This is a genomic window from Ruegeria sp. ABD4_443 (genome assembly GCF_056160865.1).
In genome coordinates, this window is the sequence record NZ_JBSWYA010000001.1 from 309,116 (window position 1) to 331,921 (window position 22,806).

Here is a 22,806-nt window from a genome sequence, read left to right on the forward strand (position 1 = left end):
CCGTGCCGTCCTCCAAGCTAAAAGTTTGATAATATGAAAAATCATCGGTACGGTGAATCCCAACAAAATAAGGCCAGAGCAGGATTGTTTCCAAAATGAGCCCGGATTTTCTACGCCGTTTTCGCCCCGCAATCGCGGGAATCGCCGTGTTTTTTTCTGCCGGATTGGCCTTGGCAGAATCGTCGCATGGCATAGCTATGTATGGGGACCCTGCCCTACCACCTGATTTTGTGTCACTGCCCTATACCAACCCCGATGCGCCCAAGGGTGGCAAGGTCGTGTTTGGCAATACGGGCGGCTATGACAGCCTGAACCCGTTCGTGCAGAAAGGCACCGCGCCGTGGCAGTTGCGGTTCTGGACACATGAAAGCCTGATGGGGCGGTCATGGGACGAACCTTTCACTCTTTACGGGCTGTTGGCCGAATCGGTCGAGACCGCGCCGGACCGGTCCTGGGTCGAATTTACCCTGCGCGAGAATGCCCGATTCTCGGATGGCAGCCCGGTAACGGTGGACGATGTCATCTGGTCCTATCAGACGCTGGGCACCGAAGGGCACCTGCGGTATCGCGGCTTGTGGGGAAAGATCGACACGATCGAACAGACCGGGCCGCGTTCGGTTCGCATCTCGTTCAACGAAGCGGACCGGGAACTGGCCCTGATCGCGGGCATGCGCCCCGTTCTGCAAAAGGCGCAATGGGACGGAAAGGACTTTGCCAACGCACAGTTGCATGACATCCCATTGGGCAGCGGGCCCTATGTCGTCGACGATTACGAAGGCGGCCGTTACGTGACCCTGCGCAGAAACCCCGATTACTGGGGCGCCGACATTCCGTTTCGGCGCGGCACGCACAACCTTGATGAAATGCGGATCGAGTTCTACGGCGACCAGACGGTTCTGTTCGAGGCGTTCAAAGCGGGCGAACTGTCCGCCATGCGCGAGTTCAATGCCGACAAGTGGGACACCCAATACGGGTTTCCGGCCGTTCAGCGCGGCGATGTGATCAAAACCGAAATCCCGCATGGCAAACCATCGGGCATGACCGGATTTGTCATGAACACGCGCAAGGCGCCCTTTGACGACTGGCGCGTCCGCGAGGCGCTGCTGACCGCTTTCAATTTCGAATTCATCAATGACACGATCACGGGCGGCGCGCAGCCTCGGATCACCTCTTATTTCTCAGGCTCGGACCTGGCCATGCAACCCGGACCCGCGACCGGACGCGTGCGGGACCTGCTGGAACAATTCGCCGGTGACCTGCTGCCGGGAACGGTCGAAGGATATGTTCTTCCTCAGGGGGACGGGTCGGCCCGCAACCGGGCCAATATCCGCAAAGCGTCCAAGCTGTTGGCCGAGGCGGGCTGGACCATTCAGGACGGCGTCTTGCGCAACCCCGATGGCCAGGCGTTTTCGCTGACGGTTCTGCTGCAACAGGGCGACAGCGACATGCAGACCGCGGTCGAAATCTACGCCCGCGCGCTGGAACGTCTTGGCATTCAGGTCATGACCGAAACCGTGGACAATGCGCAATATACCGGCCGGATATCCGAGCAGGATTTTGACGTCACCCCGTTTCGCCGCGCGCTGTCCCTGTCGCCGGGCAACGAACAGCGCCTGTATTGGGGCAGCGAAGGCGCAGACACGCCGGGCACGCGCAACCTGATGGGCGTGACCTCGCCCGCGGTTGACGGGCTGATCGACGCCATGCTGGCCTCGGAAAGCCGCGAGGATTTCGTGGCGGCAACCCGTGCGCTGGACCGGGTTCTGACCGCCGGTCGCTATGTCATCCCGATCTGGAGCTTTGATGTGGGCCGGATTGCCCATGCCAAGGAACTGAAACACCCCGACACCCTGCCGATCTATGGCGACGGCCCGCAATACATGCCAGAAGTTTGGTGGTACGACGGCTAAAGCGCCGCGCGCGGCGGACCGGCCTGTTCCACGGGGCAATGGATCGGCGGAAATCGGCAAATCCTGTTGTGACGCTACACCCTGTGTTTTCTTTGCTGACGCCCCCAAGGGGTGCGACACTCTGACCGTTTTGCGCCCCGGAAACCGGACCGGACGCGCCGCGTTTTCGGGTGCGACATTTTGTCATGACGATCAGGCCCGCCGAGCGTCCTTAACCTGTTTCGGGGGAGAGCAGTCCTGAAACCTGAACAAAGGAAAGCTCGCAGATGCTGAACTGGACAGATCTGACGCAAGACTGGGGCGCATCCTATGCGCGGGCCAAGCGTCGTTTTCCGAACCTGCGCGACAAGGATATGGCGCAGGTCACGTCCGACCGGAAGCGGTTCGAGGCCTATCTGGCCGAACGCCACCACCTGACCGTGACCGAGGCAAGGGAAGAGGTCGAAGATTTTCTGTACACAGAGGGTCTGAACCGGGAAATGACCAACAACACCCGCTAGGCCAGCGAAGTCACCCACAGGATCGTTGCATCCTCGTCGCTGACCGACACCACGTTGTGCCCCATGCTGCCGTCGTAATAGGCGCTGTCGCCACGGCGCATTTCCACGGGTTCGTAGAACTCGGTATACAGCCGGATAACCCCTGTCAGCACGAACAGGAACTCTTCTCCGTCGTGGCGGACCCAGCCTTCGAATTCCTCCATCGACCGGGCGCGAACCCGGGCCCGATACGGCAGCATCTGCTTTTTCGTCAGGGTTTCAGCAAGCAGCTCATGTTCGTATGTCGTGGTGGCATGTGCCGCGCCTTCGCCGGCCTTTGTCACCGACATGCGTCCGATCACCTGATCGCGCTCGGGCGGGGTGAACAGTTGCGGGACCGAGATTTCCAGACCCGTCGCCAGTTTCTTGAGCGCGTCATAGGTCGGCGACATCTGACCGTTCTCGATCTTGCTGAGCGTGGACCGCGCCAGCCCCGCCTGGTTGGCCGCCTGTTCCAGCGTCCATTGCCGCGCCTTGCGCAATTCGCGCACGCGCGCGCCCAGGTCAACAGGCTCGGCCTCGGGTCTGTCGCCGTTGTCGCGGGCGATACGGATGATCGAATTATGGTCTCGGGTTGTCATGGTCATTCTATAGGGCCACGACCGCATGCTTGCAACGCGCCATCTTCGGCGATAGCCAATTCCCATGCTGTCTGTTTTTGATCAAGGCCCGCCCCAACCCTGCCCCGCGCCGTTCAACCTGGCCGCCCATGTGCTGCGCCGGGCCGACGCGCAGGCGCACAAGGTGGCACTGTCGGTCCTGACCCCGGACGGGTCGCAAGACTGGAGCTTTGGGCAGCTCAAGGCGGCCATCCTGGGCACCGGGGCCGGGCTGCTGCATATGGGGCTGACCCCCGGCGACATCGTCCTGATGCGGCTTGGAAATACCGTGGATTTCCCGATTGCCTATCTTGGCTGCATCGCGGTGGGGCTTGTGCCGGTGCCGACCTCTTCGCTGCTGACCGAACCGGAAACGGCCCGGATGATCGCAGAGCTGTCCCCGGCGGCGGTCCTGCGCGACCCGTCAGTGGCCTGCGCGGACCATCCGCGCCAGATCGGGCTGGACGCCCTTGCCGACATGCGCGCCCTGCCCCCGGCCCGGTTCGACATGGGCGACCCGGACCGGATGGCCTATGTCGTCTATACCTCTGGCACGTCGGGCAATCCGCGGGCCGTGGCGCATGCCCACCGTGCGATCTGGGCCCGCCAGATGATGGTGGACGGGTGGTACGGGCTGCGGCCTGACGACCGGTTATGCCATGCGGGGGCATTCAACTGGACCTATACGCTGGGCACCGGGCTGATGGACCCCTGGACCATCGGCGCAACGGCCCTGATCCCCGAACCCGGAACGGCGCTGTCGCAATTGCCCGGTCTGCTGCACCGCAACCGCGCCACGATTTTCGCAGCCGCGCCGGGGGTTTACCGCAAGATATTGCAGGCCAAAAACACGCCGGACCTGCCGCATCTGCGCCATGGCCTGTGCGCGGGCGAAAAGCTTTCGCCGCAATTGCATGAAACCTGGGTGCAGGCGACCGGCACCGAGCTGTACGAAGCTTATGGCATGTCCGAATGTTCAACCTTCATCTCATCCTGCCCTGCCCATCCGGCGCGTGGCGCGGCGCTGGGGCAGCCTCAGGTCGGGCGGCGGGTGGCGATTCTGGGGCCCGACGGTGATCCCGTCCCGCAGGGGCAGGAAGGCACGATTGCCATCCACCAAAGCGACCCCGGCCTGATGCTGACCTATCTCAACGCGCCGGACGAGGCCCAGGCCCGGATGCAGGGCGACTGGTTCCTGACCGGTGATCAGGGCGCCATGGCCGTCGACGGCCAGGTCACCTATCTGGGCCGCGACGATGACATGATGAACGCGGGCGGATACCGGGTGTCGCCGGTCGAGGTCGAAGCCGTCCTGACCCGGCACCCCGGAATAACCCAGGTCGGCGCGGCGGCCGTCGAGGTGAAACAGGACACATTCGTGATAGCTGCGTTCTATACCGGCCCGGAAAAGCTGGACGATGCGGTCCTTGCAGCCTATGTCGAAGAAAACCTGGCGCGCTACAAGCAGCCGCGCGCCTTTGTACACCTTCCGGCCCTGCCCACCGGCGGCAACGGGAAACTTCTGCGCCGCGCCCTGCCGGCCTATTTCAAGGCTTCGTCTAAATGACCCAGACTGTGAAACTCGACATCATGTCCGATCCGATCTGCCCGTGGTGCTATATCGGCAAGACCCATCTGGACAAGGCGCTGGCCCGCATCCCCGACCACCCCTTCGTGATCGAGTGGCACCCGTTCCAGCTGAACCCCGACATGCCCGACGCCGGTATGGATCGGCGCGAATACCTGGAACGCAAGTTCGGCGGCAAGGATGGTGCCATCCGTGCCTATGCACCGGTGGTCGAGCACGCCGAGACCGCAGGTTTGACAATCGACTTTGAAGGGATGAAACGCACGCCCAACACGCTGGACGCGCATCGCCTGATCCATTGGGCCGGGATTGAAGGCAAGCAGAACGCCGTGGTCGATGCCTTGTTCCAAGCCTACTTCGTGCAGGCCCGCGACATTGGCGACCACGAGGTTCTGGCCGATATCGCCGACGGCGCCGGAATGGACGCCGCCGTTGTCCTGAAACTGCTGAAATCAGATGCCGACCGCGACGACATCCGCACCCGTGACACCCATTCGCGCGAGATGGGCGTCAGTTCCGTTCCGACCTTTATCGTGGCCAACCAGCACGCGGTTCCGGGGGCGCAACCGCCTGAACTATGGGAAAAAGTGATTGCCGAGATCATGTCTCAGATTGAGGCTTCACCTGCAGAATAGCACATAGGTCTGTGCATTTTCCAACCTACCCGATCCTGCCCAACCGTGATAGCGCGGTTGGGTAAGGAGTCCCCTCATGGCTGATCGCATTTCCAAGGCGGAGTTCATTGCGCTGATCGCGATGATGTTCGCCACCATCGCCTTTTCGATCGACTCGATGCTGCCCGCCCTGCCCGAGATCGGTGCCCAGCTCAGCCCGGATGATGTGAACCGGGCACAGCTGATCCTGACCAGTTTTGTGCTGGGTATGGGCATAGGGACATTCTTCACCGGCCCGATTTCCGACGCGATTGGCCGCAGGCCCGTGATTTTTGCAGGCGCGGTCGTGTATATCGCGGCCTCGGCCGTGGCCTGGGCCAGCTCGTCGCTGGAACTGGTTCTGGCCGCCCGCGTGGCACAGGGTTTGGGCTCGGCCGGGCCGCGCGTCGTGGCCATGGCAATCATCCGCGACCTGTTTTCAGGCCGCGAAATGGCGCGGATTGTCTCGATTGCGATGATGATCTTCACATTGGTTCCCGCTATCGCGCCAATGGCAGGCGCCGCCGTAATCGCCTTTGCCGGGTGGCGCGGTGTCTTTGCGTCCTTCATCCTTTTTGCGCTGATCATCATAGTCTGGATGAGCTTCCGCCTGCCCGAGTCCCTGGCCGTCGAAGACCGCCGCCCCTTTCGCCTGCCGCTGATGATCTCGGCGATCAAAGAGATGTTCGCCCACCCCACCGTTCGCCTGTCGATCCTTGTGCAGACATTGTGCATGGGAATGCTGTTCACCATGCTGACCATGGTGCAGCAGGTCTATGACGTCATTCACGACCGCGCCGACAGCTTTCCGTTCTGGTTCGGTTTCGTGGCGCTGATGTCCGGTTCGGCCAGCCTTTTGAACGCCGCCATGGTGGTGCGCGTCGGCATGCGCCGGATCGTCACCTGGGCGCTGGGGGCGCAGATCGTGATCACGTCGCTGGTGATCGTTCTGAACATGTCCGACCTGTCAGCCCCGGCATCCTTTGCCCTGTTCGTTTTCTGGCAAACGACCGTGTTCTTTATGGCCGGGGTTACGATGGGCAACCTGAACGCCATCGCGATGGAGCCGATGGGCCATATCGCGGGTATGGCCGCATCGGTCATCGGGTCGATTTCCACCGTGCTGGCCGCCGCAATCGCGGCGCCCATCGGACTGTTGTTCGACGGAACTCTGGGGCCGCTGACAATCGGTATCCTGGCCATGTGCATCCTTGGCTTTGGGCTGATGGTGCATATGGGGCGGATCGAAGACCGCCTGCCCGCCTGATCTGTGCAGAGCGTGGGAATCGCGCTAACCTGCCCGCAATCAGCGGAGGTTTCTCAATGGGCGACTACTATGATCTGGGCGCGCATACCTGCCCGGTAACCACCCCGTCCGCCAAGGCGCAGCTTTGGTTCGATCGTGGTCTGATCTGGACCTATGCCTATAACCACGAAGAGGCCGTCGCCTGTTTTCAACAGGCGCTGGAACATGACCCCGACTGCGCCATGGCCCATTGGGGCGTCGCCTATGCGGCTGGGCCGAACTATAACATGCCCTGGTGGCGGCGCGATGATCAGGGGCGCGAAACGGCCCTGGCCACGGCCTATGACGCCACCCAAAACGCGCTGGCTACGATGGACGGCTGCACCGAGGCCGAACAGGCATTGATCCGCGCGCTGCCCGCCCGCTATCCGCAGCGGACCCCGATCGAAGACATGCAGTCCTGGGATCACGATTTCGCCGACGCCATGCGCGCGGCCTTTGCGGCCCAGCCCGACCATCTGGCGCTGCGCACGATTTTCGTCGAGGCCCTGCTGAACCTGACCCCCTGGCAGATGTGGGACCTGAAAACCGGCCAGCCCGCCAAAGGCGCCGCCACGCTTGAGGCACAAGAGGCGCTGGAATGGGCAATGGCCAATGACCCCGCCGCCATGTCACATCCCGGCCTGCTGCATCTTTATGTGCACCTGATGGAGATGTCGCCCACGCCCGAGAAGGCGCTGAAAGCGGGCGACGTGCTGCGCACGCTGGTCCCGGATTCCGGGCACCTGATCCACATGCCGACCCATATCGACGTGCTGTGCGGCCATTATCACAATGTCGCCCACTGGAACGCCAAGGCCACCGAGGCCGACCTGAAGTACTTTGAGCGCGAAGGCGCCTTCAACATCTACACCGGCTATCGCCAGCACAATTATCACTTTGCCATTTACGGCGCCATGTTCTTGGGCCAGATCGAACCCGCCCTGCGCGCCAACCAGGGCCTGTGGGACACCACGCCGGCGGATTTGCTGCGCATCGAAAGCCCGCCCATGGCGGATTATTTCGAAAGCTACATGGCCATGGGTCCACATATCCTGATCCGCTTTGGCCGCTGGGAAGAGGCCAAGGCGCTGGACCTGCCCGACGAGCCCGACCTCTATCGGACTCTGACCGCCACGATCCACTATGCCCGCGCCATCGCCCATGCGGCGACCGGCCAGATTGCCGAGGCCGAAGCCGAAGAACGGTTGTTCCTCGCGGCAAAATCCTGCGTCCCGGACTCGCGGCTTCTGCACAATAACCGCGTCGTCGACCTGCTTGATATCGCGGCAGAAATGGCACGCGGCGAGATCGAGTACCGCAAGGGCAATTTCGATCTTGCCTATGCCCATCTGCGCCGCTCGGTCGAATTGGATGACGCGCTGCCCTATGACGAGCCGTGGGGCTGGATGCAGCCAACCCGGCACGCGCTGGGGGCTTTGCTGTTCGAACAGGGTCACGTCGCCGAAGCCGAGGCCGTCTATCGCGAGGATCTGGGCCTGGGCGGCACGCTCGGCCGGGCGTCGATCCATCCCGACAATGTCTGGAGCCTCAAGGGCTTGCACGACTGTCTGAAGGCGCGCAAGGAAGACGTTGAAATCAAACAGGTGCAACAGCGCCTTAGCCTTGCATTGGCGCGCGCGGATCGCGCGGTGGGGGCGTCCTGTTTTTGCGCTCAGGCGGCGATGAGGGCGGCTGAATGAAAACCACATATCTTGCGGCCCTGCTGCTGAGCGCCGCGCCCGCCCTGGCACAGCGCCAGAGTTTTCCGCCCCTGGACGAAGCGGATCGTGATCCTGCGCTGGTCGAATTTCGCGCCGACGTGCTGTCAAAGGTCAGGGCCCGCGATACCGAAGCGGTGGTAGCCGCGGCCTGCCCCGACATCTATCTGAGCCACGGCACCGAGGGCGGCCCCGAAGAATTGCGCAGCAACCTGACGCAGCCGCCCAAGGCGCAGTCGGCGGATGCCACCGGCAATGCCGACGCCTATTGGCAGGCGTTGCAGGATACGCTGTCACAGCCGGGATATTTCGACGACCAGGGCGAATTCTGGATGCCGCATGCCTGGAAAATCACCCTGCCTGCCGCATTGGACCCGTTCACGGCCTATTTCGTCACCGGCGACCGTGTTTCGCTGCGCTCGGGCCCGTCGCGCAGCGACCCGATCCTGGACCTTATCAGCCACGAAGTCGTCATTATCCCCGAACACCGATCGGGGGCCGAGTATCAGAAAGTCCGGCTGACGGATGGCACATCGGGCTTCATGCACAGCGATTTTCTGTGGTCTATGGTCGGCTATCGCGCTGCGCTGGTGAAAACCGAGGCGGGCGACTGGCAAATCTGCACCTTTGTCACCGGCGACTAGGCTTTCGTCTTTTTCTTCCTTTCAGCCACGACCTTTTCCGCCAGGTCGCGCGCAATGGCAAAGGCGCCTTTGATCTTGTCGCTGTCTTTCTTCCAGTCGCGGCGCACGACGATCTTGTTGTCTTTGACCTTGGCCAGCCCGCGCTGGTTCTGGATGAACTCGACCAGACCCTGAGGCGAGGCGAATTTGTCATTGTGGAACTGAATCGTCGCGCCCTTTGGCCCGCCATCCAGCTTGGCGATGCCTGCGCGTTTGCACATGGCCTTGATGCGCACGACCAGCATCAAGGTGTTGACCTCTTTGGGCAATGCACCAAACCGGTCGATCAGTTCGGCGGCAAAGCCCTCAAGCTCGACCTTGGTCGACAGCGACGACAGGCGGCGGTAAAGGCCCAGACGCACGTCCAGATCGGGCACATAGTCCTCGGGGATCAGAACCGGGACGCCCAGATTGATCTGCGGCGCCCATTGGTCATCGGCGTCCGACAGCCCCTCCATTTCACCGGATTTGATCTTGGCAATCGCCTCTTCCAGCATCGACTGATACAGTTCATAGCCGACGTCACGCATCTGGCCGGATTGTTCCTCGCCCAGCAGGTTACCGGCGCCGCGAATGTCCAGGTCCTGGCTGGCCAAAGTGAACCCGGCCCCCAGCGTATCGAGCGAGCCCAGAACCCGCAGCCGCTTTTCAGCCGTCGCCGTCAGGCGCGCGCGCGGCTTGGTGGTCAGATAAGCATAGGCCCGGGTTTTCGAGCGCCCCACCCGGCCCCGGATTTGATAAAGCTGCGCAAGACCGAACATATCCGCCCGGTGCACCACCATCGTGTTAGCCGTCGGAATATCCAGCCCGCTTTCCACGATCGTCGTGGCCAGCAGCACGTCATACTTGCCGTCGTAAAAGGCGTTCATGCGGTCATCAAGCTCGCCCGCCGCCATCTGCCCGTGGGCAACCACATAGGTCAGTTCCGGCAGTTGTTCCTTCAGGAATTCCTCGATCTCGGGAAGGTCCGAGATGCGCGGCACCACGTAAAAGCTCTGCCCGCCGCGATAATGTTCGCGCAAAAGCGCCTCGCGGATCGTCACCGCGTCGAACTCGCTGACATAGGTGCGGATCGCCAGCCGGTCGATAGGCGGCGTGCCGATAATCGACAGATCGCGAACCCCGGTCAGCGACAGTTGCAGCGTGCGCGGGATTGGCGTGGCGGTCAGGGTCAGCACATGGATGTCGGAACGCAGCTGTTTCAGCCGTTCCTTGTGGCCAACCCCGAAATGCTGTTCCTCGTCGATGATCAGCAGGCCCAGATTGCTGAACCGCACCCCTTTGGCCAACAGCGCATGGGTGCCGATCACGATATCCACCGTGCCGCGCGCCAGCCCGTCGCGGGTCTGCTGCGCCTCTTTGGCCGAGACAAAGCGCGAAAGCTGACGCACCTCCAGCGGGAAACCCCGGAACCGCTCCCTGAAACTGGCGGCGTGCTGGCGCGCCAGCAACGTGGTCGGCGCGACAACGGCGACCTGCACACCGGACATGGCCGCCACAAAGGCCGCGCGCATGGCGACCTCGGTCTTGCCAAAGCCCACATCGCCGCAGATCAGACGATCCATCGGCGCGCCGGAATGCATGTCCTCCATTACCTCGGAAATCGCACGCAACTGATCGTCGGTTTCCTGATAGGGAAAGCGCGCGCTGAACTCCTCCCACGCGTGGGGCGGCGGGTCCATCACGGGCGCTTTGCGCAGGGCGCGTTCGGCGGCGATGCGGATCAGCTTGTCCGCCATCTCGCGGATGCGCTCTTTCAGCTTGGCCTTTTTGGCCTGCCACGCGCCGCCGCCCAGACGGTCCAGCAGACCTTCGTCATGGCCGTATTTCGACAGCAGCTCGATGTTCTCGACCGGCAAGTACAGCTTGGCCGCTTCGGCATATTCCAACAGCAGGCATTCATGCGCCGCCCCGGCGGCCGTGACCACCTCCATCCCCATATAGCGGCCGATACCGTGGTCCACATGCACCACCAGATCGCCGGGGCTGAGGGATTGGGTCTCGGTCAGGAAATTCTCGGCCTTGCGGCGTTTCTTGGGCTGGCGGATCAGACGGTCACCCAGCACATCCTGTTCGGCGATGACCGTCAGATCGGGGGTTTCGAACCCGTGTTCCAACGCCCAGACGGCCAGATGCAGGCCCCGTTTGCCGACGCGGGTGCCGTTCATCACCGGGATCGCCTCGGCCAGACCTTCATCCTCGATCAGCCCCGTCAGCCGTTCGCGGGCGCCTTCGGAGTAAGACGCAATCAACACCGGCCCCTTGGCCATCTTGTCGGTGATATGGCTGGTCAGCGCGCCAAACAGGCTGATGCTTTCCTGTTGACGTTCGGGGGCAAAATTGCGCCCGATCCGCCCGCCTGCATCGATCACCCCCGGTCCGCTGGCCTGCGGCAAGGGGCTGAACTGCAGCACCCGGCGGTCGCCGATTGCGGCCTGCCATGCGGCATCGTCAAGATACAGCAACGCAGGCGGCGTCGGTTTATACACCGTGTCCATGCGTGATCGGTTTTCCAGCGCCAGCCGCCGGGTTTCATACTGATCGGCAATGGTGTCCCACCGCGCCAGACGCGCAGGCGTAACCTGATCATCCAACGATATCGTTGCCCCCGGCAGATAGTCGAACAGCGTTTCCAAGGTCTCGTGGAAGAACGGCAACCAATGCTCGATGCCCTGATGTTTGCGGCCCGCGCTGACGGCCTCGTACAGCGGATCATCGGTGCCCGCCGCGCCAAATTCGATGCGATAGTTCTGGCGGAACCGGGTTATCGCGGCGTCATCCAGAATGACCTCAGAGACCGGGGCCAGTTCCACGATATCCAGCTTGTCTGTCGTGCGTTGCGAGACCGGATCGAACCGGCGCGCGCCGTCCAGCACGTCGCCGAACAGGTCCAGCCGCACCGGCCCGGCCTCGCCCGGCGGGTAGATGTCGATGATGCCGCCGCGAATGGCATAGTCGCCCGGCTCCATCACCGTCGGGCTTTGGACAAACCCCATCCGCACCAGGAAATTGCGCAGCGCGTTTTCGTCAACGCGCTGGCCCACCCGGGCCGAGAACGCCGCCTCGCGCAGGGTCGCGCGGGCCGGAACGCGTTGCGTCGCCGCATTCAGCGTAGTCAGCAACACAAACCGGTCCGGCATCTGATGGACCAGTGCCGCAAGGGTCGCCACACGCGCCGCGGCAATATCGGCATTGGGCGAAACCCGGTCATAAGGCAGGCAATCCCAACCCGGAAAGACAAAGACCGGCATGTCAGGCGCGAAAAAGGCCAAGGCGGCGCGCATCGCCTCCAACCGCTTGTCGTCACGGGCGACATGGGCCACCGGCCCACCCGACCGGGCGACCTCGTTCAGGACAAGCTGCGCGTCATGCCCTTCCGGGGCGCCGCCGACAGTTACGTGGTTCGGAGCCGTCATTGCCGTGCCTTTCAGATTTCTTATCCCAGAACGCCGATCGAAAGGTTCTGATACATGCCCCAAAGCGAAGTGACCAGTATCGCGATCATCCCGATGATCTGGGTGTAGACGCGGCTGCGGGTCAGGATCTTTGACACGCGGTCCACGGTCAATTCCTGCTGCCGCAAACGGCGGGCGACCTTGACGTTCATCATCGCAACCAGGGACATCGGAAACAGCAGCAGGAACACCGCCTGCGCGAATTCGACATGATAGAAAAAGCCCAGCGTCACCAGACCGGCGAAAATGAAACAGCAAAACGAAAAGATGACCACTCCGGATACATCCGCGATATAGATCAGCCGATTGGTGTTGATACGCACGATGTCCAGCAGGTCTGCCTCGGACTGTCCGCCGACACGACGGGCCCGCACGACCAGGTCATAGGGCACACCCATCACCCAATGGCTGGCCGAGGACCACAGAACCGCCAATGCGATCCAGAACCACAGATTCGAAAAGCTGCGCATGTCGATGAGTTCGAAGATCGAAGAGTACCAGTCCAAACCCAAACCTTTGTTCAATTCATCAGGGGGTTTATCGCGGCGGCGCGTCCATTGGTACCCTTGAGACCACGGCGAATTCATGCCACCCAATGCGCGAATGTTCAAGGAGAACACGCATGAAACCGACCGTCGCCCCCTATCCACTTGCCCGCTTTCGCAGGGCGCGTCAATCCGATGCGATCCGGGGGCTGGTTCGCGAAAACAGCCTGGGCATACAGGATCTGATCTGGCCCGTTTTCGTGCGCGATGGCGAAGGCATCGAAGAACCCGTGCCCTCGATGCCCGGCGTCATGCGCCGCTCGGTCGACCTGATCGCCCGCGCCGCGACCGAGGCACAGGCGCTGGGAATTCCGGCCATCTGCATCTTTCCCTATACCGACACCGCGCTGAAGACCGAAGACTGCGCCGAGGCCTGGAACCCCGACAACCTGTCGAACCGCGCCATTCGCGCGATCAAGGCCGCGGCGCCCGATATCGCGGTGATGACGGACGTGGCGCTGGACCCCTACAACATCAACGGCCATGACGGCTATGTCGTGGATGGCGAGATCGTGAATGACCGGACGGTCGAGGCGCTGGTCAAGATGACGCTGGCCCAGGCCGAGGCCGGGGCCGACATCATCGGTCCGTCGGACATGATGGATGGCCGTATCGGCGAAATGCGCCGCGCGCTTGAATCGGCGGGTCACCAGCGGGTGATGATCCTCAGCTATGCCGCCAAATATGCCAGCGCCTTTTACGGCCCGTTCCGCGATGCGGTGGGCGCATCCGGGGCGCTGACCGGAGACAAGAAGACCTATCAGATGGATCCGGCCAACACGGATGAGGCGCTGCGCCTGATCGAACGCGACCTGACCGAAGGCGCAGACATGGTCATGATCAAACCGGGGTTGCCCTATCTGGATATCTGCCGACGGGTCAAAGACACCTTTGGCGCGCCGACCTATGCCTATCAGGTGTCCGGCGAATACGCGATGATACAGGCCGCGGCGCAAAACGGCTGGATCGACGGCGAACAGGTCATGCTGGAAAGCCTGCTGGCGTTCAAACGCGCGGGCTGCAACGGCATCCTGACCTATTTCGCACCGCAGGTGGCCCGTATCCTTCAAGGCTAATTCCCCGGTATCTTGCAAGATTTCGCCGATGACCTGCGTAGTCGGGGCAGCTTTTCCGTGACACGCAGGCGCAATCGGCGTATTCTTGCACATAAGATCGGGACGACCCGGCATTTCAGGCACATCGACAGAGAAAAAATAAACATGAGCAGTTTCCAGACACCTCGATTGAGCCGTCGCGGCTTTGCCTTTGGCATGGCCGGACTGACGCTGACCGCCGCTTGCGGCAACGGCATTGGCAATTCCAACGCGGCGACCATCGACGCGCGCGTCGACGCCACGCTGAACGAAATGTACAGCCGCTATCCCAATACGGTTGAAATCGCCGACAAGGCGAACGGCATGCTGGTCATGCCCTTGATCACCGAAGCCGGTTTCGTCTTTGGTGGCGGCTATGGGCGCGGCGCGCTGCGCATTCAGGGGGCAACGGTCGACTATTACTCGGCCGTCAAGGGCACGGCTGGCCTGCAGATCGGCGCCCAGCAATACGCGCATGTCCTGTTCTTCATGACCGAGGACGCGCTGAACGATTTCCGCCGCTCCAGCGGTTGGACCGCGGGGGCCGATATCGGATACGTGGTCAGCGATCAGGGCGACCAGCTTTCGACAGATACAACAACCCTGCGTACCCCGGTCCTGGCGGCCATATTCGGTCAGGCCGGACTGCAGATCGGCGCAACGGTCGAGGGTCAGAAATACACGCGGATCATTCCGTAAACCACATACCACTCCCCCACCCTTGGACCCCGCCAGATCCCAACCGGTTCTGGCGGGGTCTTTCCTTTCGCGGCCAGATTTTCGGGCGGTTCCTCTTTCGGACACCCGCGCCATGAAATAGACTTGGCGCAACTTGAATTGAACAAAGTGGTACGGCACCGATGGGTCATGTCTTTCGCTGGTTGATGCGGGTCGCGTCGGGGCTTGTCTTGCTGACGCTTGGCGCCATCGGGCTGGTCTATTTCCTGGCCAGCCAGTCCCTGCCCGACTATGACCAAACCCTGACTGTTGACGGGCTGGACGCGCCTGTCGAAATCGTCCGGGATACCGCCAATGTCCCGCATATCCTTGGGCAAACCGACCCGGATGTCTTTTTCGGACTGGGGTATGCCCATGCCCAGGATCGGTTGTGGCAGATGACCATCCTGCGCCGGACCGTCCAGGGGCGGCTGTCCGAGGTCTTTGGCGCGCGCACCGTTTCCGTCGACAAGTTCCTGCGCCGGTTGGACCTTTATGGGCTTGCCCACCGGTCGGTCGAGGTTCAGGACGATTATACCAGGGCTGCCCTGCGGGCCTATTCCGCGGGGGTAAATGCCCGGCTGACGGAAATCAACGAAATGGCGCTGGGACGTGGCGCGCCCGAGATGTTCCTGTTCAACGCGCCGGTTTCGCCCTGGCAACCCGGCGACAGCCTTGCGATCATCAAGCTGATGAGCCTGCAATTGTCGGGCCATATGCGCGACGAGGTGCTGCGGGCGCGGACATCGCTGATGCTGAACGACCCGGCGCGGCTTGCCGATATCCTGCCCGATGTTCCCGGTTCGGGCATCGCGGCGCTGCCGGAATATGCTGCACTGTTTCCCGGCCTGCCCCGATACGCGGCCAGCGACGCCGAACCCGTGCATCCGTTGTCGCCAATTCCCGTGCGGGGGCTTGCTGGCGCATCCAACGCATGGACTGCCGCGCCGTCCCGGTCCGCCAGTGGCGGCACGCTGCTGGCCAACGATCCGCATCTGGGTTTCACCGCCCCCGGCATCTGGTACCTGGCCCGGCTGGAACTGGCCAAGGGGGGCGTCATCGGCGCCTCGATCCCCGGTGTTCCGGCCATCATGACCGGGCGCAGCGATCGGCTGGGCTGGGGGCTGACCTCGTCTTACCTGGATGATCAGGACGTTCATATCGAACAGCTCAACCCCGACAACCCAGAAGAATACCTGACGCCTGACGGCTATAAGCAGTTCCAGACGCGCCCGTCCATTATCGACATCAAGAATGCCGCCCCCGTTACGCTGACGCTGCGCTGGACCGACAACGGACCGGTTCTGCCGGGCTCGCATCTTGACCTGGCCAGTATCACCCCGCCGGGGCATGTCGCCTCGCTCAGCTGGACCGCGCTCAGCCCGCGCGATACGTCGATGACGGCGTCGATGGCCCTGATGAATGCCGACACCGTCCAACAAGCGATCCGCGTGGCCGAGGGGTTCATCGCCCCGTCGCAGAACCTGTCGCTGGTCGACCAGAACACCATCGGGCTAAAGCTGATCGGCGCCATGCCCGCCCGCGACCGGCGAAATGTCGGCAAGGGCCGCGTCCCGACGCAAGGATGGCTGCGCGAAAACCTGTGGCAGGGGCGGCTTCCCTTTGCCGATAACCCTGAATTCGTGGCCCCTTTGGGCGGCATTCTGGGCAATACCAACAACAAGATCATCGACCGCCCCTTTCCCGACCATGTCTCGTATGAATGGGGCGATACGCAGCGGGTCCACCGCTGGGAACGGCTGATGCAATCGCGCGAGGTACATACCCGCGACAGCTTTATCGAGGCGCAGCTTGACACGGTCAGCTTTACCGCACGGTCCCTGCTGCCGCTGATCGGCGCCGACCTGTGGTTCACCGGCCAGGCCGCACCGGCAGGCACCCCCGAACGCCAGCGCCAGATCGCCCTGTCCCTGCTGGCTGAATGGAACGGCGAGATGAACGAGCACCTGCCCGAGCCGCTGATCTATGCAGCCTGGCTGAGGGCCTTGCAAATCCGCCTGATCGCGGATGAGCTGGGGCCGCTGGCAAACGAGTTCAAACATGTCGAGCCGTTGTTCATCGAACGCGTATACCGCAACATCGACGGTGCCGGGGCCTGGTGCGATGTCCGGCAAAGCGCCCCGGTTGAGACCTGCACCGATATGGCCCGCCTGGCGCTGGACGATGCGCTGATCTGGATAACGGAACGCTATGGCGGCGCGCTGGAATCACTGCGCTGGGGCGATGCACACCAGGCCACCCATGACCATCCGGTTCTGGGGACAATCCCGGTGCTGCGGTATTTCGTCAATATCCGCCAATCCACCAGCGGCGGCGACAACACCTTGCTGCGGGGCCGCACGTCGGGCGATGGCCCCGACCCGTTCCAAAACGTGCATGGCGCAGGGTATCGCGGCGTCTACGATTTCGCCGATCCCGACAGCTCGGTCTTTATCACCGCAACGGGCCAGTCCGGCCATTTCCTGTCGCGATACTATGATGACCAGGCACAGCTGTGGCGGCGCGGCGAATACATCCCCATGTCCCTGGATATCGACCTGGCCCGTGCCGCAGCGGTTGGCGTCACCGTCCTTACGCCACGCTAAGACCGCGCGGCATCGGCAATTCCCCGCCCCTTGCGGCGGCCTTACATGGACGCGCTGCCCCCTTTTCGACTAGCATCCTGAGGGCCGATGTACGGACATGGGGGAAAAGGCCGGTGGGCAGCGTTCGAGACACCCTGAACAATCTTGCGCGCGACTATGCCATAGCCTGGAGCTCGGGCGATCCGGACGCGGTTGCGGCGTTTTTTGTCCCCGAAGGTCAGATATCCATCAACCGGGGCGAACCCCTGCAGGGGCGCGCCGCAATTTCCGAAATGGCGCGCGGATTTCACGCGCAGTTTCCCGACCTTGAACTGCGCTGCGACATGTTGCGATGGGCGGGCAGCCACGCCATCTTTGTCTGGACGCTGGAAGGGCACCATGCCGAAACCGGCAACCTTGTCGTCACGCGCGGCTGGGAAGAATGGGACCTGGACGCGGAACACAAAGTCATCGCGTCGCAGGGCTGGTTCGACGCCGACGATTTTCAGCGTCAGATCGACGGTCTTTGATCCTGTTGCCGGGTGATCGAATAGTCGCGCGGCAGGCCTTGCGTGACCCGGAACCAGTCCGATGCCCGCATACGGGCCTGATGGGCGTCAAAGGCGGCCTGATTTTCGAACACTTCCCGTACATTGAAACGGCCCGCAGTATCGGGGTCTTCCAGAACTTCAAAGACGAGGCAGCCGGGTTCATCACGGGTCAGCGCGATGTGGTCCGGCAAGGCCGCCCGCACCTGTTCGATCCTGTCGGCAGGCACCATGATGTGCCCGTTCAGAAATATCTTTTCGTCTGACATGCCTACCTCAGTTCTGGAGAGGGATCACAGCGCCGCGAATTGCGCGGCTTGCTTGTCGGTCCACAGAACCTGCAGGACAAACCCTGTCTCTGTCTGGTCCTCGGCGCGCACCACATCCTGCCGGAACAGCCAGGCGCGCTTGTTCCCCTCGGCGAAGCCAAGCGTCAAAGTGGCCTGATGCCGAGCGCCCTGAATCGTGGTCGCAATCTGTTCCAACAATTGCGGCAGCCCCTCGCCGGTAACGGCTGACAGGGCAAAGATATCCGCGTCACGTTCGGCCCGCGCTAACGCCGCGTCACGCTCATCCGGGGTCAGCAGGTCGATCTTGTTCCAGACTTCAAGCTGCGGCCGTTCGTCATCGACGCCCAGCGACGCCAGGATCGCCGCGACATCGCGCGCCTGCGCATCGGTTTCCGCGTGGCTGATATCGCGCACATGCACGATCAGGTCCGCGCCAAGCACCTCTTCCAGCGTGGCGCGAAAAGCCGCGACCAGCTCTGTTGGCAGGTTCGAGATGAACCCCACCGTGTCCGACAGGATCACCTCGGGGCCGTCGGGCAGCTGCACCCGGCGCATTGTCGGGTCCAGCGTGGCAAACAGCATGTCCTTGGCCATCACCTCGGCCCCGGTCAAACGGTTGAAAAGCGTCGATTTTCCGGCATTGGTATAGCCCACCAGCGCAACAATCGGATACGGTACCTTGGCCCGCGCCGCCCGGTGCAGGGTGCGTGTCTTGACCACCTTCTGCAATTGCCGCCGCAAGCGGACAAGCTGCTCGTCAATCGCGCGGCGGTCTGCCTCGATCTGGGTTTCGCCGGGGCCGCCGACAAAGCCCAGCCCGCCCCGTTGACGCTCCAGGTGGGTCCAGGCCCGCACCAGCCGGGTTCTCTGATAGCTGAGCGCGGCCATCTCGACCTGCAACACACCCTCGCGGGTGCGGGCGCGGTCGCTGAAGATCTCAAGGATCAGCCCGGTGCGATCCAGGATCTTGACCTTCCAGGCCTTTTCCAGATTGCGTTGCTGGACCGGGGTGACCGGACCGTCGATCAGGACAAGCTCGACCTCGTGGTCATGCAGCCGGGCACCCAGTTCTTCGATCTTGCCGCTTCCGAACAACAGACCGGGCTGGGCGCGTTGCAGACGCACGATTTCAGACCCGACCACGTCGAGGTCAGGCAAAGCGTCGGCAAGCGCCACAGCTTCGGCCAGCGCCGGTTCGGGAACGCGGCGCTGTTCGTCTGATTTGATTTCGGGATGCAGCACCCAGGCCCGGGTGCGCGTCCTGTCATGTTCCATCAAGAGGCGTCTTCGCCCTCGTACAGGTTGATCGGTTGCGATGGCATGATGGTCGAAATCGCGTGTTTGTATACCAACTGCGACTGTCCGTCGCGGCGCAACAATACGCAGAAATTATCGAACCAGGTGATCACACCCTGCAATTTGACACCGTTGATCAGGAAAATCGTGACCGGGACTTTTGCTTTGCGTACATTGTTCAGGAACGCGTCCTGAAGATTCTGTCTGTCCGAAGCCATGTTTTTATAGTCTCGCCGTTGTTCTTGCTACGCGCTGCGGACCAACGCGCTCCCTCTGGCCGAGTATGGAGTGGCGCGCCAAGATATTCCAGATGAAAAATCACGCACCAAACCGGCAGGGCTGACGGGTGTTCAACCCCGCCACAACGCAGGCGTGATCAGGGCGATGATTGCCAATGTCTCAAGCCGTCCGATCACCATCGCGGCACAAAGCACAAGTTTTGCCCCCCCGCCCAGGTCAATCAGGCGGATCGGGTCGTCGGTGGCCAGTTCGATCAGCGGCCCGGTTGTGCTGAGTGTCGCGACGCTCAGTACCATGGCGTGTTCGAAAGTGACGCCAAAGGCCGCCAGCAACACGTCAAACAGCCCCAGCGTGATGGCAAACATCATCAGAAAGATCCAGGCGATAAAGGCGCCGTCGCTCTGGATGCGGCGATTGTGGCCGCCTTCGCGGCTTACCGAAGACGGATAGATCAGACGATCAATCTCGCGCGCACCGTTAAGGTACAGGGCATAGACCCGCAGCAGCTTGACGCCCCCGGCGGTCGTGGCGACGCCACCGCCGATCAGGGCAAGCCCCATCAGGACCAGCCCCGGCGTTCCCAGCCCCGACAATTGCTGCGCATCATTCCAGTTCGCGCTTTCAAACCCGGCCGTGGTCAGAAAGGACATGACGGTAAACACCATCCCCCACATCACATTCAGCAATTGCCAAACATCCACATGTTCGCCCAGTTCGGCGACGCCTGCCAAAGCGCGGAAGAACAGCAGCAGCGCCACCGCGACAACGATCATCAGGCCGATCCGGAACTCGGGGTCCTGGTCCAGCCGCAACTGGCCCGAAGCGGCTGTGTCGGCGGAAAACGTCAGGCGGGACAGGGCAAAGAACATGAACAGGAACAGGATCGCTTCGCCCGTCACGCCGGCTGCGGCCCCTTCCAGCCCGCCGACCGGCGAAATCCCCGAGGTGGCCATCACCGACATCGCGTGGCAGATCGCGGTCAACCCGGCCTCGCCCGCGATCAGCAGCAGAACCCAGATCACCGCCGTCAGACCGACATAGACAGGGGTCAGCGTGCGCGACACCCGCAGCAGCCGCCCGCGCGGGTCCACCTTTTCGCTTTGCGCCACGCCCGAAACCGGGCGACCCGGCTGTCCGCGTGCGGTAATCTCGAACCCGCCCAGCGACAGCGGAGCCAGGATCGCCGCGGCCGAAATCCACATCAGCAATCCGCCCAGCCACCCCACCAGCGCGCGCCACAGATGCAGCGGCGCCAACAGGCGGGACGGGTCGGGAAACAGGTCGGCCCCGGTCGTGGTCAGGGCGCTGACCATATCGAAATACGCGTTCAGAAACGTGGTATTGCCAACCGCGTCATGGAACGGCACTGCCAGAAACAGCGGCAGGATGGTAAAGGTCGCAAGCAAGACGGCCAGCTGCCCCAGCGTTCCGTATCTGGGCTGGCGGTTCATCATCGCCAGCGCGACAAGGCCGACAAGGAAAACGCCCAGCAACCCCGAATAAAAGAACGACCGCGACGTCGGGTGATCATCCAGCGCAAGCGCATAGATTGCGGGAATCCACATCGCCAGCGATGCCATCCCCCAGATCAGCAGAAATAACGGCAACCGCCGCAACACCCCGACCTGCTGTCTGCGCGCGACACCCATCAGAAGAAATCTATCGAAACCTGCATCAGGCGTTCGACTTCGGGGACATCCTTGGCCATCGCGAAAATGGCAACCACATCCTTTTCGTCGATCCGCAGGCTGCCCGTCGGACGCAAGACCTCGTCGCCTTTACGCACTGCACCCACCAGAACGCCTTCGGGAAAGTCGATATCGCGCAGTTTCTGCCCGGCCAGGGGCGAGGTCGACAGAACCTCGGCCTCGATCACCTCGGCCTCGGCATCGCCGATCGAATAGACCTGCCGGACCCGGCCATGGCGGATATGGCGCAGGATCGAACTGACCGTGGTGGCGCGCGGGTTGATATAGGCGTCGATCCCCAGCGGCCCCATCAGGGCAACCATGCTGGGATCGTTGATCAACGCAATCGCCAGCGCACAGCCTTCGGCCTTGGCGCGCACGGCGGCCAGCATGTTGGTGCGGTCATCATCCGTCACCGCCAGCATGGCGTCGGCCCGTTCGATCCCCGCCTCGCGCAGCAGGGCCGCATCCAGCCCGTCACCGTTCAGAACAATCGTGCGTTCCAACGCCTCGGCCGCCATTTCCGCACACCGCCGGTCGCGTTCCACGATCTTGGCCCGGACACGGCTTTCGCGTTCCTCAAGCGTGCGCGCGACCTCAAGCCCGACATTCCCGCCGCCGACAATGACCAGCCGGTCCTGCTTTTTCTGCGCCTTGCCAAAAACCTCGACCGTGCGGTCCACGTCTTTGACATTGGTAAAGACATAACATTCGTCACCTTCGAACAGCTGATCCTCGGATTCCGGCGCAAACAGCGTTCCTTCGCGCCGGATACCGACGACGATGGAACTGAGCGTGGAAAACAGGTCTGTCAGCTGCCGCAGGGGCGTGTTCACGATCGGGCAATCCTCGTCGACCCTAAGCCCAAGCAGCTGCGCCTTGCCGTCCATGAAAATTTCGGTGTCAAAGGCCGACGGCGCCGACAGCCGCCGCATGGCCGCCGCGGCGACCTCGCGTTCGGGGCTGATGACCACGTCGATCGGCAGGTGGTCGCGCCGATACAGGTCCGAGTGGATGGCTTCGAGATAGGATTTCGACCTGAGCCGCGCAATCTTGCGCTGAATGGCAAAGACCGAATGGGCCATCTGGCAGGTGACCATGTTCACCTCGTCCGAATGCGTGGCCGCGATGATCATGTCGGCGTCCCGCGCGCCGGCGCGTTCCAGCACGTCGGGGTAGCTGGCAAAACCGGCAATGCCCTGTACATCCAGCGTTTCGGTGGCCCGCCGGACAAGGTCGGGGTTGTTGTCCACCACCGTCACGTCATTCAGTTCGCCCGACAGGTGACGCGCAATCTGCCAGCCGACCTGGCCTGCGCCGCAAATGATGACCTTCATGGTATTGGCCCTTCTGCCTGAACGCTTTGAATG

At 62.5% G+C, this 22,806-nt stretch carries 19 protein-coding genes; 11 read left to right on the plus strand and 8 right to left on the minus strand.

The window, feature by feature from the left end:
• Positions 1–95: 95 nt before the first annotated feature.
• Together ACXAG8_RS01560 and ACXAG8_RS01565 are read left to right on the plus strand one after the other, a co-directional pair.
• Positions 96–1,910 carry an extracellular solute-binding protein gene (locus tag ACXAG8_RS01560; protein ID WP_475221578.1) on the plus strand — a complete coding sequence of 605 codons (1,815 nt, stop codon included), beginning with the start codon at positions 96–98 and terminating at the stop codon, positions 1,908–1,910.
• 266 nt (positions 1,911–2,176) lie between these two features.
• Entirely contained in the window at positions 2,177–2,410 is a 234-nt protein-coding gene (locus ACXAG8_RS01565; protein WP_475221580.1) for a hypothetical protein, read from the plus strand.
• Here ACXAG8_RS01565 and ACXAG8_RS01570 read toward each other — a convergent pair.
• Entirely contained in the window at positions 2,407–3,030 is a 624-nt protein-coding gene (locus tag ACXAG8_RS01570) for a helix-turn-helix domain-containing protein (RefSeq protein ID WP_475221581.1), read from the minus strand. The two genes, ACXAG8_RS01565 and ACXAG8_RS01570, sit on opposite strands and share 4 nt — an antisense overlap.
• Positions 3,031–3,094: 64 nt before the next feature.
• Here ACXAG8_RS01570 and ACXAG8_RS01575 point away from each other — a divergent pair, with 64 nt between their 5' ends.
• The 5 genes from ACXAG8_RS01575 (at position 3,095) to ACXAG8_RS01595 (ending at position 8,939) form a co-directional block, all read left to right on the plus strand.
• On the plus strand, positions 3,095–4,615 hold the full coding sequence (locus ACXAG8_RS01575; RefSeq protein WP_475221583.1) for a class I adenylate-forming enzyme family protein: 1,521 nt from the start codon (positions 3,095–3,097) through the stop codon (positions 4,613–4,615).
• Positions 4,612–5,271 (plus strand): DsbA family oxidoreductase, encoded by a 660-nt coding sequence (locus ACXAG8_RS01580; RefSeq protein ID WP_475221584.1) that lies wholly within the window; start codon positions 4,612–4,614, stop codon positions 5,269–5,271. The genes ACXAG8_RS01575 and ACXAG8_RS01580 overlap by 4 nt, the downstream gene beginning before the upstream one ends.
• 76 nt (positions 5,272–5,347) lie before the next feature.
• Entirely contained in the window at positions 5,348–6,556 is a 1,209-nt protein-coding gene (locus tag ACXAG8_RS01585; protein WP_475221586.1) for a multidrug effflux MFS transporter, read from the plus strand.
• A gap of 56 nt (positions 6,557–6,612) precedes the next feature.
• A complete protein-coding gene (locus ACXAG8_RS01590) occupies positions 6,613–8,277 on the plus strand; it encodes a tetratricopeptide repeat protein (protein ID WP_475221587.1) in 1,665 nt (554 codons plus the stop codon).
• Complete coding sequence (locus ACXAG8_RS01595) at positions 8,274–8,939, plus strand: SH3 domain-containing protein (protein WP_475221589.1); 666 nt, start codon at positions 8,274–8,276, stop codon at positions 8,937–8,939. Before ACXAG8_RS01590 ends, ACXAG8_RS01595 begins: the two co-directional genes overlap by 4 nt.
• Here ACXAG8_RS01595 and mfd read toward each other — a convergent pair.
• Positions 8,936–12,394, minus strand: coding sequence for a transcription-repair coupling factor (gene mfd, locus ACXAG8_RS01600; protein ID WP_475221591.1), 3,459 nt, complete (start codon positions 12,392–12,394; stop codon positions 8,936–8,938). The two genes, ACXAG8_RS01595 and mfd, sit on opposite strands and share 4 nt — an antisense overlap.
• 20 nt (positions 12,395–12,414) lie before the next feature.
• Entirely contained in the window at positions 12,415–12,939 is a 525-nt protein-coding gene (locus ACXAG8_RS01605; RefSeq protein ID WP_475221593.1) for a component of SufBCD complex, read from the minus strand.
• A 116-nt stretch (positions 12,940–13,055) separates the two neighbouring features.
• Here ACXAG8_RS01605 and hemB point away from each other — a divergent pair, with 116 nt between their 5' ends.
• From hemB to ACXAG8_RS01625, 4 genes are all read left to right on the plus strand, one after another.
• Complete coding sequence (hemB, locus tag ACXAG8_RS01610; protein ID WP_475221595.1) at positions 13,056–14,054, plus strand: porphobilinogen synthase; 999 nt, start codon at positions 13,056–13,058, stop codon at positions 14,052–14,054.
• 144 nt (positions 14,055–14,198) lie between these two features.
• Positions 14,199–14,771, plus strand: a complete 573-nt coding sequence (locus ACXAG8_RS01615; RefSeq protein ID WP_475221596.1) for a lipid-binding SYLF domain-containing protein — start codon at positions 14,199–14,201, stop codon at positions 14,769–14,771.
• Positions 14,772–14,932: 161 nt separating this feature from the next.
• Positions 14,933–17,395, plus strand: a complete 2,463-nt coding sequence (locus ACXAG8_RS01620) for a penicillin acylase family protein (protein ID WP_475221598.1) — start codon at positions 14,933–14,935, stop codon at positions 17,393–17,395.
• A 113-nt stretch (positions 17,396–17,508) separates the two neighbouring features.
• The gene (locus ACXAG8_RS01625) at positions 17,509–17,904 is read left to right on the plus strand and encodes an SgcJ/EcaC family oxidoreductase (RefSeq protein WP_475221599.1); all 396 of its coding nucleotides are present in this window, start codon (positions 17,509–17,511) and stop codon (positions 17,902–17,904) included.
• Here the strand turns inward: ACXAG8_RS01625 and ACXAG8_RS01630 are convergent.
• The 5 genes from ACXAG8_RS01630 to trkA all read right to left on the minus strand — a co-directional run bounded on the left by ACXAG8_RS01630 (position 17,886) and on the right by trkA (position 22,773).
• Positions 17,886–18,191, minus strand: a complete 306-nt coding sequence (locus tag ACXAG8_RS01630; RefSeq protein ID WP_475221600.1) for a putative quinol monooxygenase — start codon at positions 18,189–18,191, stop codon at positions 17,886–17,888. The genes ACXAG8_RS01625 and ACXAG8_RS01630 overlap by 19 nt on opposite strands.
• A 24-nt stretch (positions 18,192–18,215) precedes the next feature.
• A complete protein-coding gene (gene hflX / locus ACXAG8_RS01635) occupies positions 18,216–19,487 on the minus strand; it encodes a GTPase HflX (RefSeq protein WP_475221601.1) in 1,272 nt (423 codons plus the stop codon).
• Positions 19,487–19,726, minus strand: coding sequence for an RNA chaperone Hfq (gene hfq, locus ACXAG8_RS01640; protein ID WP_005982826.1), 240 nt, complete (start codon positions 19,724–19,726; stop codon positions 19,487–19,489). Before hfq ends, hflX begins: the two co-directional genes overlap by 1 nt.
• 132 nt (positions 19,727–19,858) lie before the next feature.
• Positions 19,859–21,397, minus strand: a complete 1,539-nt coding sequence (locus ACXAG8_RS01645; protein ID WP_475221603.1) for a TrkH family potassium uptake protein — start codon at positions 21,395–21,397, stop codon at positions 19,859–19,861.
• Positions 21,397–22,773 (minus strand): Trk system potassium transporter TrkA, encoded by a 1,377-nt coding sequence (gene trkA / locus ACXAG8_RS01650; RefSeq protein ID WP_475221604.1) that lies wholly within the window; start codon positions 22,771–22,773, stop codon positions 21,397–21,399. The genes ACXAG8_RS01645 and trkA overlap by 1 nt, the downstream gene beginning before the upstream one ends.
• Positions 22,774–22,806: the final 33 nt, after the last annotated feature.

Bases quoted from the DNA above. Each gene is read 5' to 3' on its own strand.
- ACXAG8_RS01560 (WP_475221578.1), top strand. From the start codon at position 96: ATGAGCCCGGATTTTCTACGCCGTTTTCGCCCCGCAATCGCGGGAATC.
- ACXAG8_RS01565 (WP_475221580.1), top strand. From the start codon at position 2,177: ATGCTGAACTGGACAGATCTGACGCAAGACTGGGGCGCATCCTATGCG.
- ACXAG8_RS01570 (WP_475221581.1), bottom strand. From the start codon at position 3,030: ATGACAACCCGAGACCATAATTCGATCATCCGTATCGCCCGCGACAAC.
- ACXAG8_RS01575 (WP_475221583.1), top strand. From the start codon at position 3,095: ATGCTGTCTGTTTTTGATCAAGGCCCGCCCCAACCCTGCCCCGCGCCG.
- ACXAG8_RS01580 (WP_475221584.1), top strand. From the start codon at position 4,612: ATGACCCAGACTGTGAAACTCGACATCATGTCCGATCCGATCTGCCCG.
- ACXAG8_RS01585 (WP_475221586.1), top strand. From the start codon at position 5,348: ATGGCTGATCGCATTTCCAAGGCGGAGTTCATTGCGCTGATCGCGATG.
- ACXAG8_RS01590 (WP_475221587.1), top strand. From the start codon at position 6,613: ATGGGCGACTACTATGATCTGGGCGCGCATACCTGCCCGGTAACCACC.
- ACXAG8_RS01595 (WP_475221589.1), top strand. From the start codon at position 8,274: ATGAAAACCACATATCTTGCGGCCCTGCTGCTGAGCGCCGCGCCCGCC.
- mfd (WP_475221591.1), bottom strand. From the start codon at position 12,394: ATGACGGCTCCGAACCACGTAACTGTCGGCGGCGCCCCGGAAGGGCAT.
- hemB (WP_475221595.1), top strand. From the start codon at position 13,056: ATGAAACCGACCGTCGCCCCCTATCCACTTGCCCGCTTTCGCAGGGCG.
- ACXAG8_RS01615 (WP_475221596.1), top strand. From the start codon at position 14,199: ATGAGCAGTTTCCAGACACCTCGATTGAGCCGTCGCGGCTTTGCCTTT.
- ACXAG8_RS01620 (WP_475221598.1), top strand. From the start codon at position 14,933: ATGGGTCATGTCTTTCGCTGGTTGATGCGGGTCGCGTCGGGGCTTGTC.
- ACXAG8_RS01630 (WP_475221600.1), bottom strand. From the start codon at position 18,191: ATGTCAGACGAAAAGATATTTCTGAACGGGCACATCATGGTGCCTGCC.
- hflX (WP_475221601.1), bottom strand. From the start codon at position 19,487: ATGGAACATGACAGGACGCGCACCCGGGCCTGGGTGCTGCATCCCGAA.
- hfq (WP_005982826.1), bottom strand. From the start codon at position 19,726: ATGGCTTCGGACAGACAGAATCTTCAGGACGCGTTCCTGAACAATGTA.
- ACXAG8_RS01645 (WP_475221603.1), bottom strand. From the start codon at position 21,397: ATGGGTGTCGCGCGCAGACAGCAGGTCGGGGTGTTGCGGCGGTTGCCG.
- trkA (WP_475221604.1), bottom strand. From the start codon at position 22,773: ATGAAGGTCATCATTTGCGGCGCAGGCCAGGTCGGCTGGCAGATTGCG.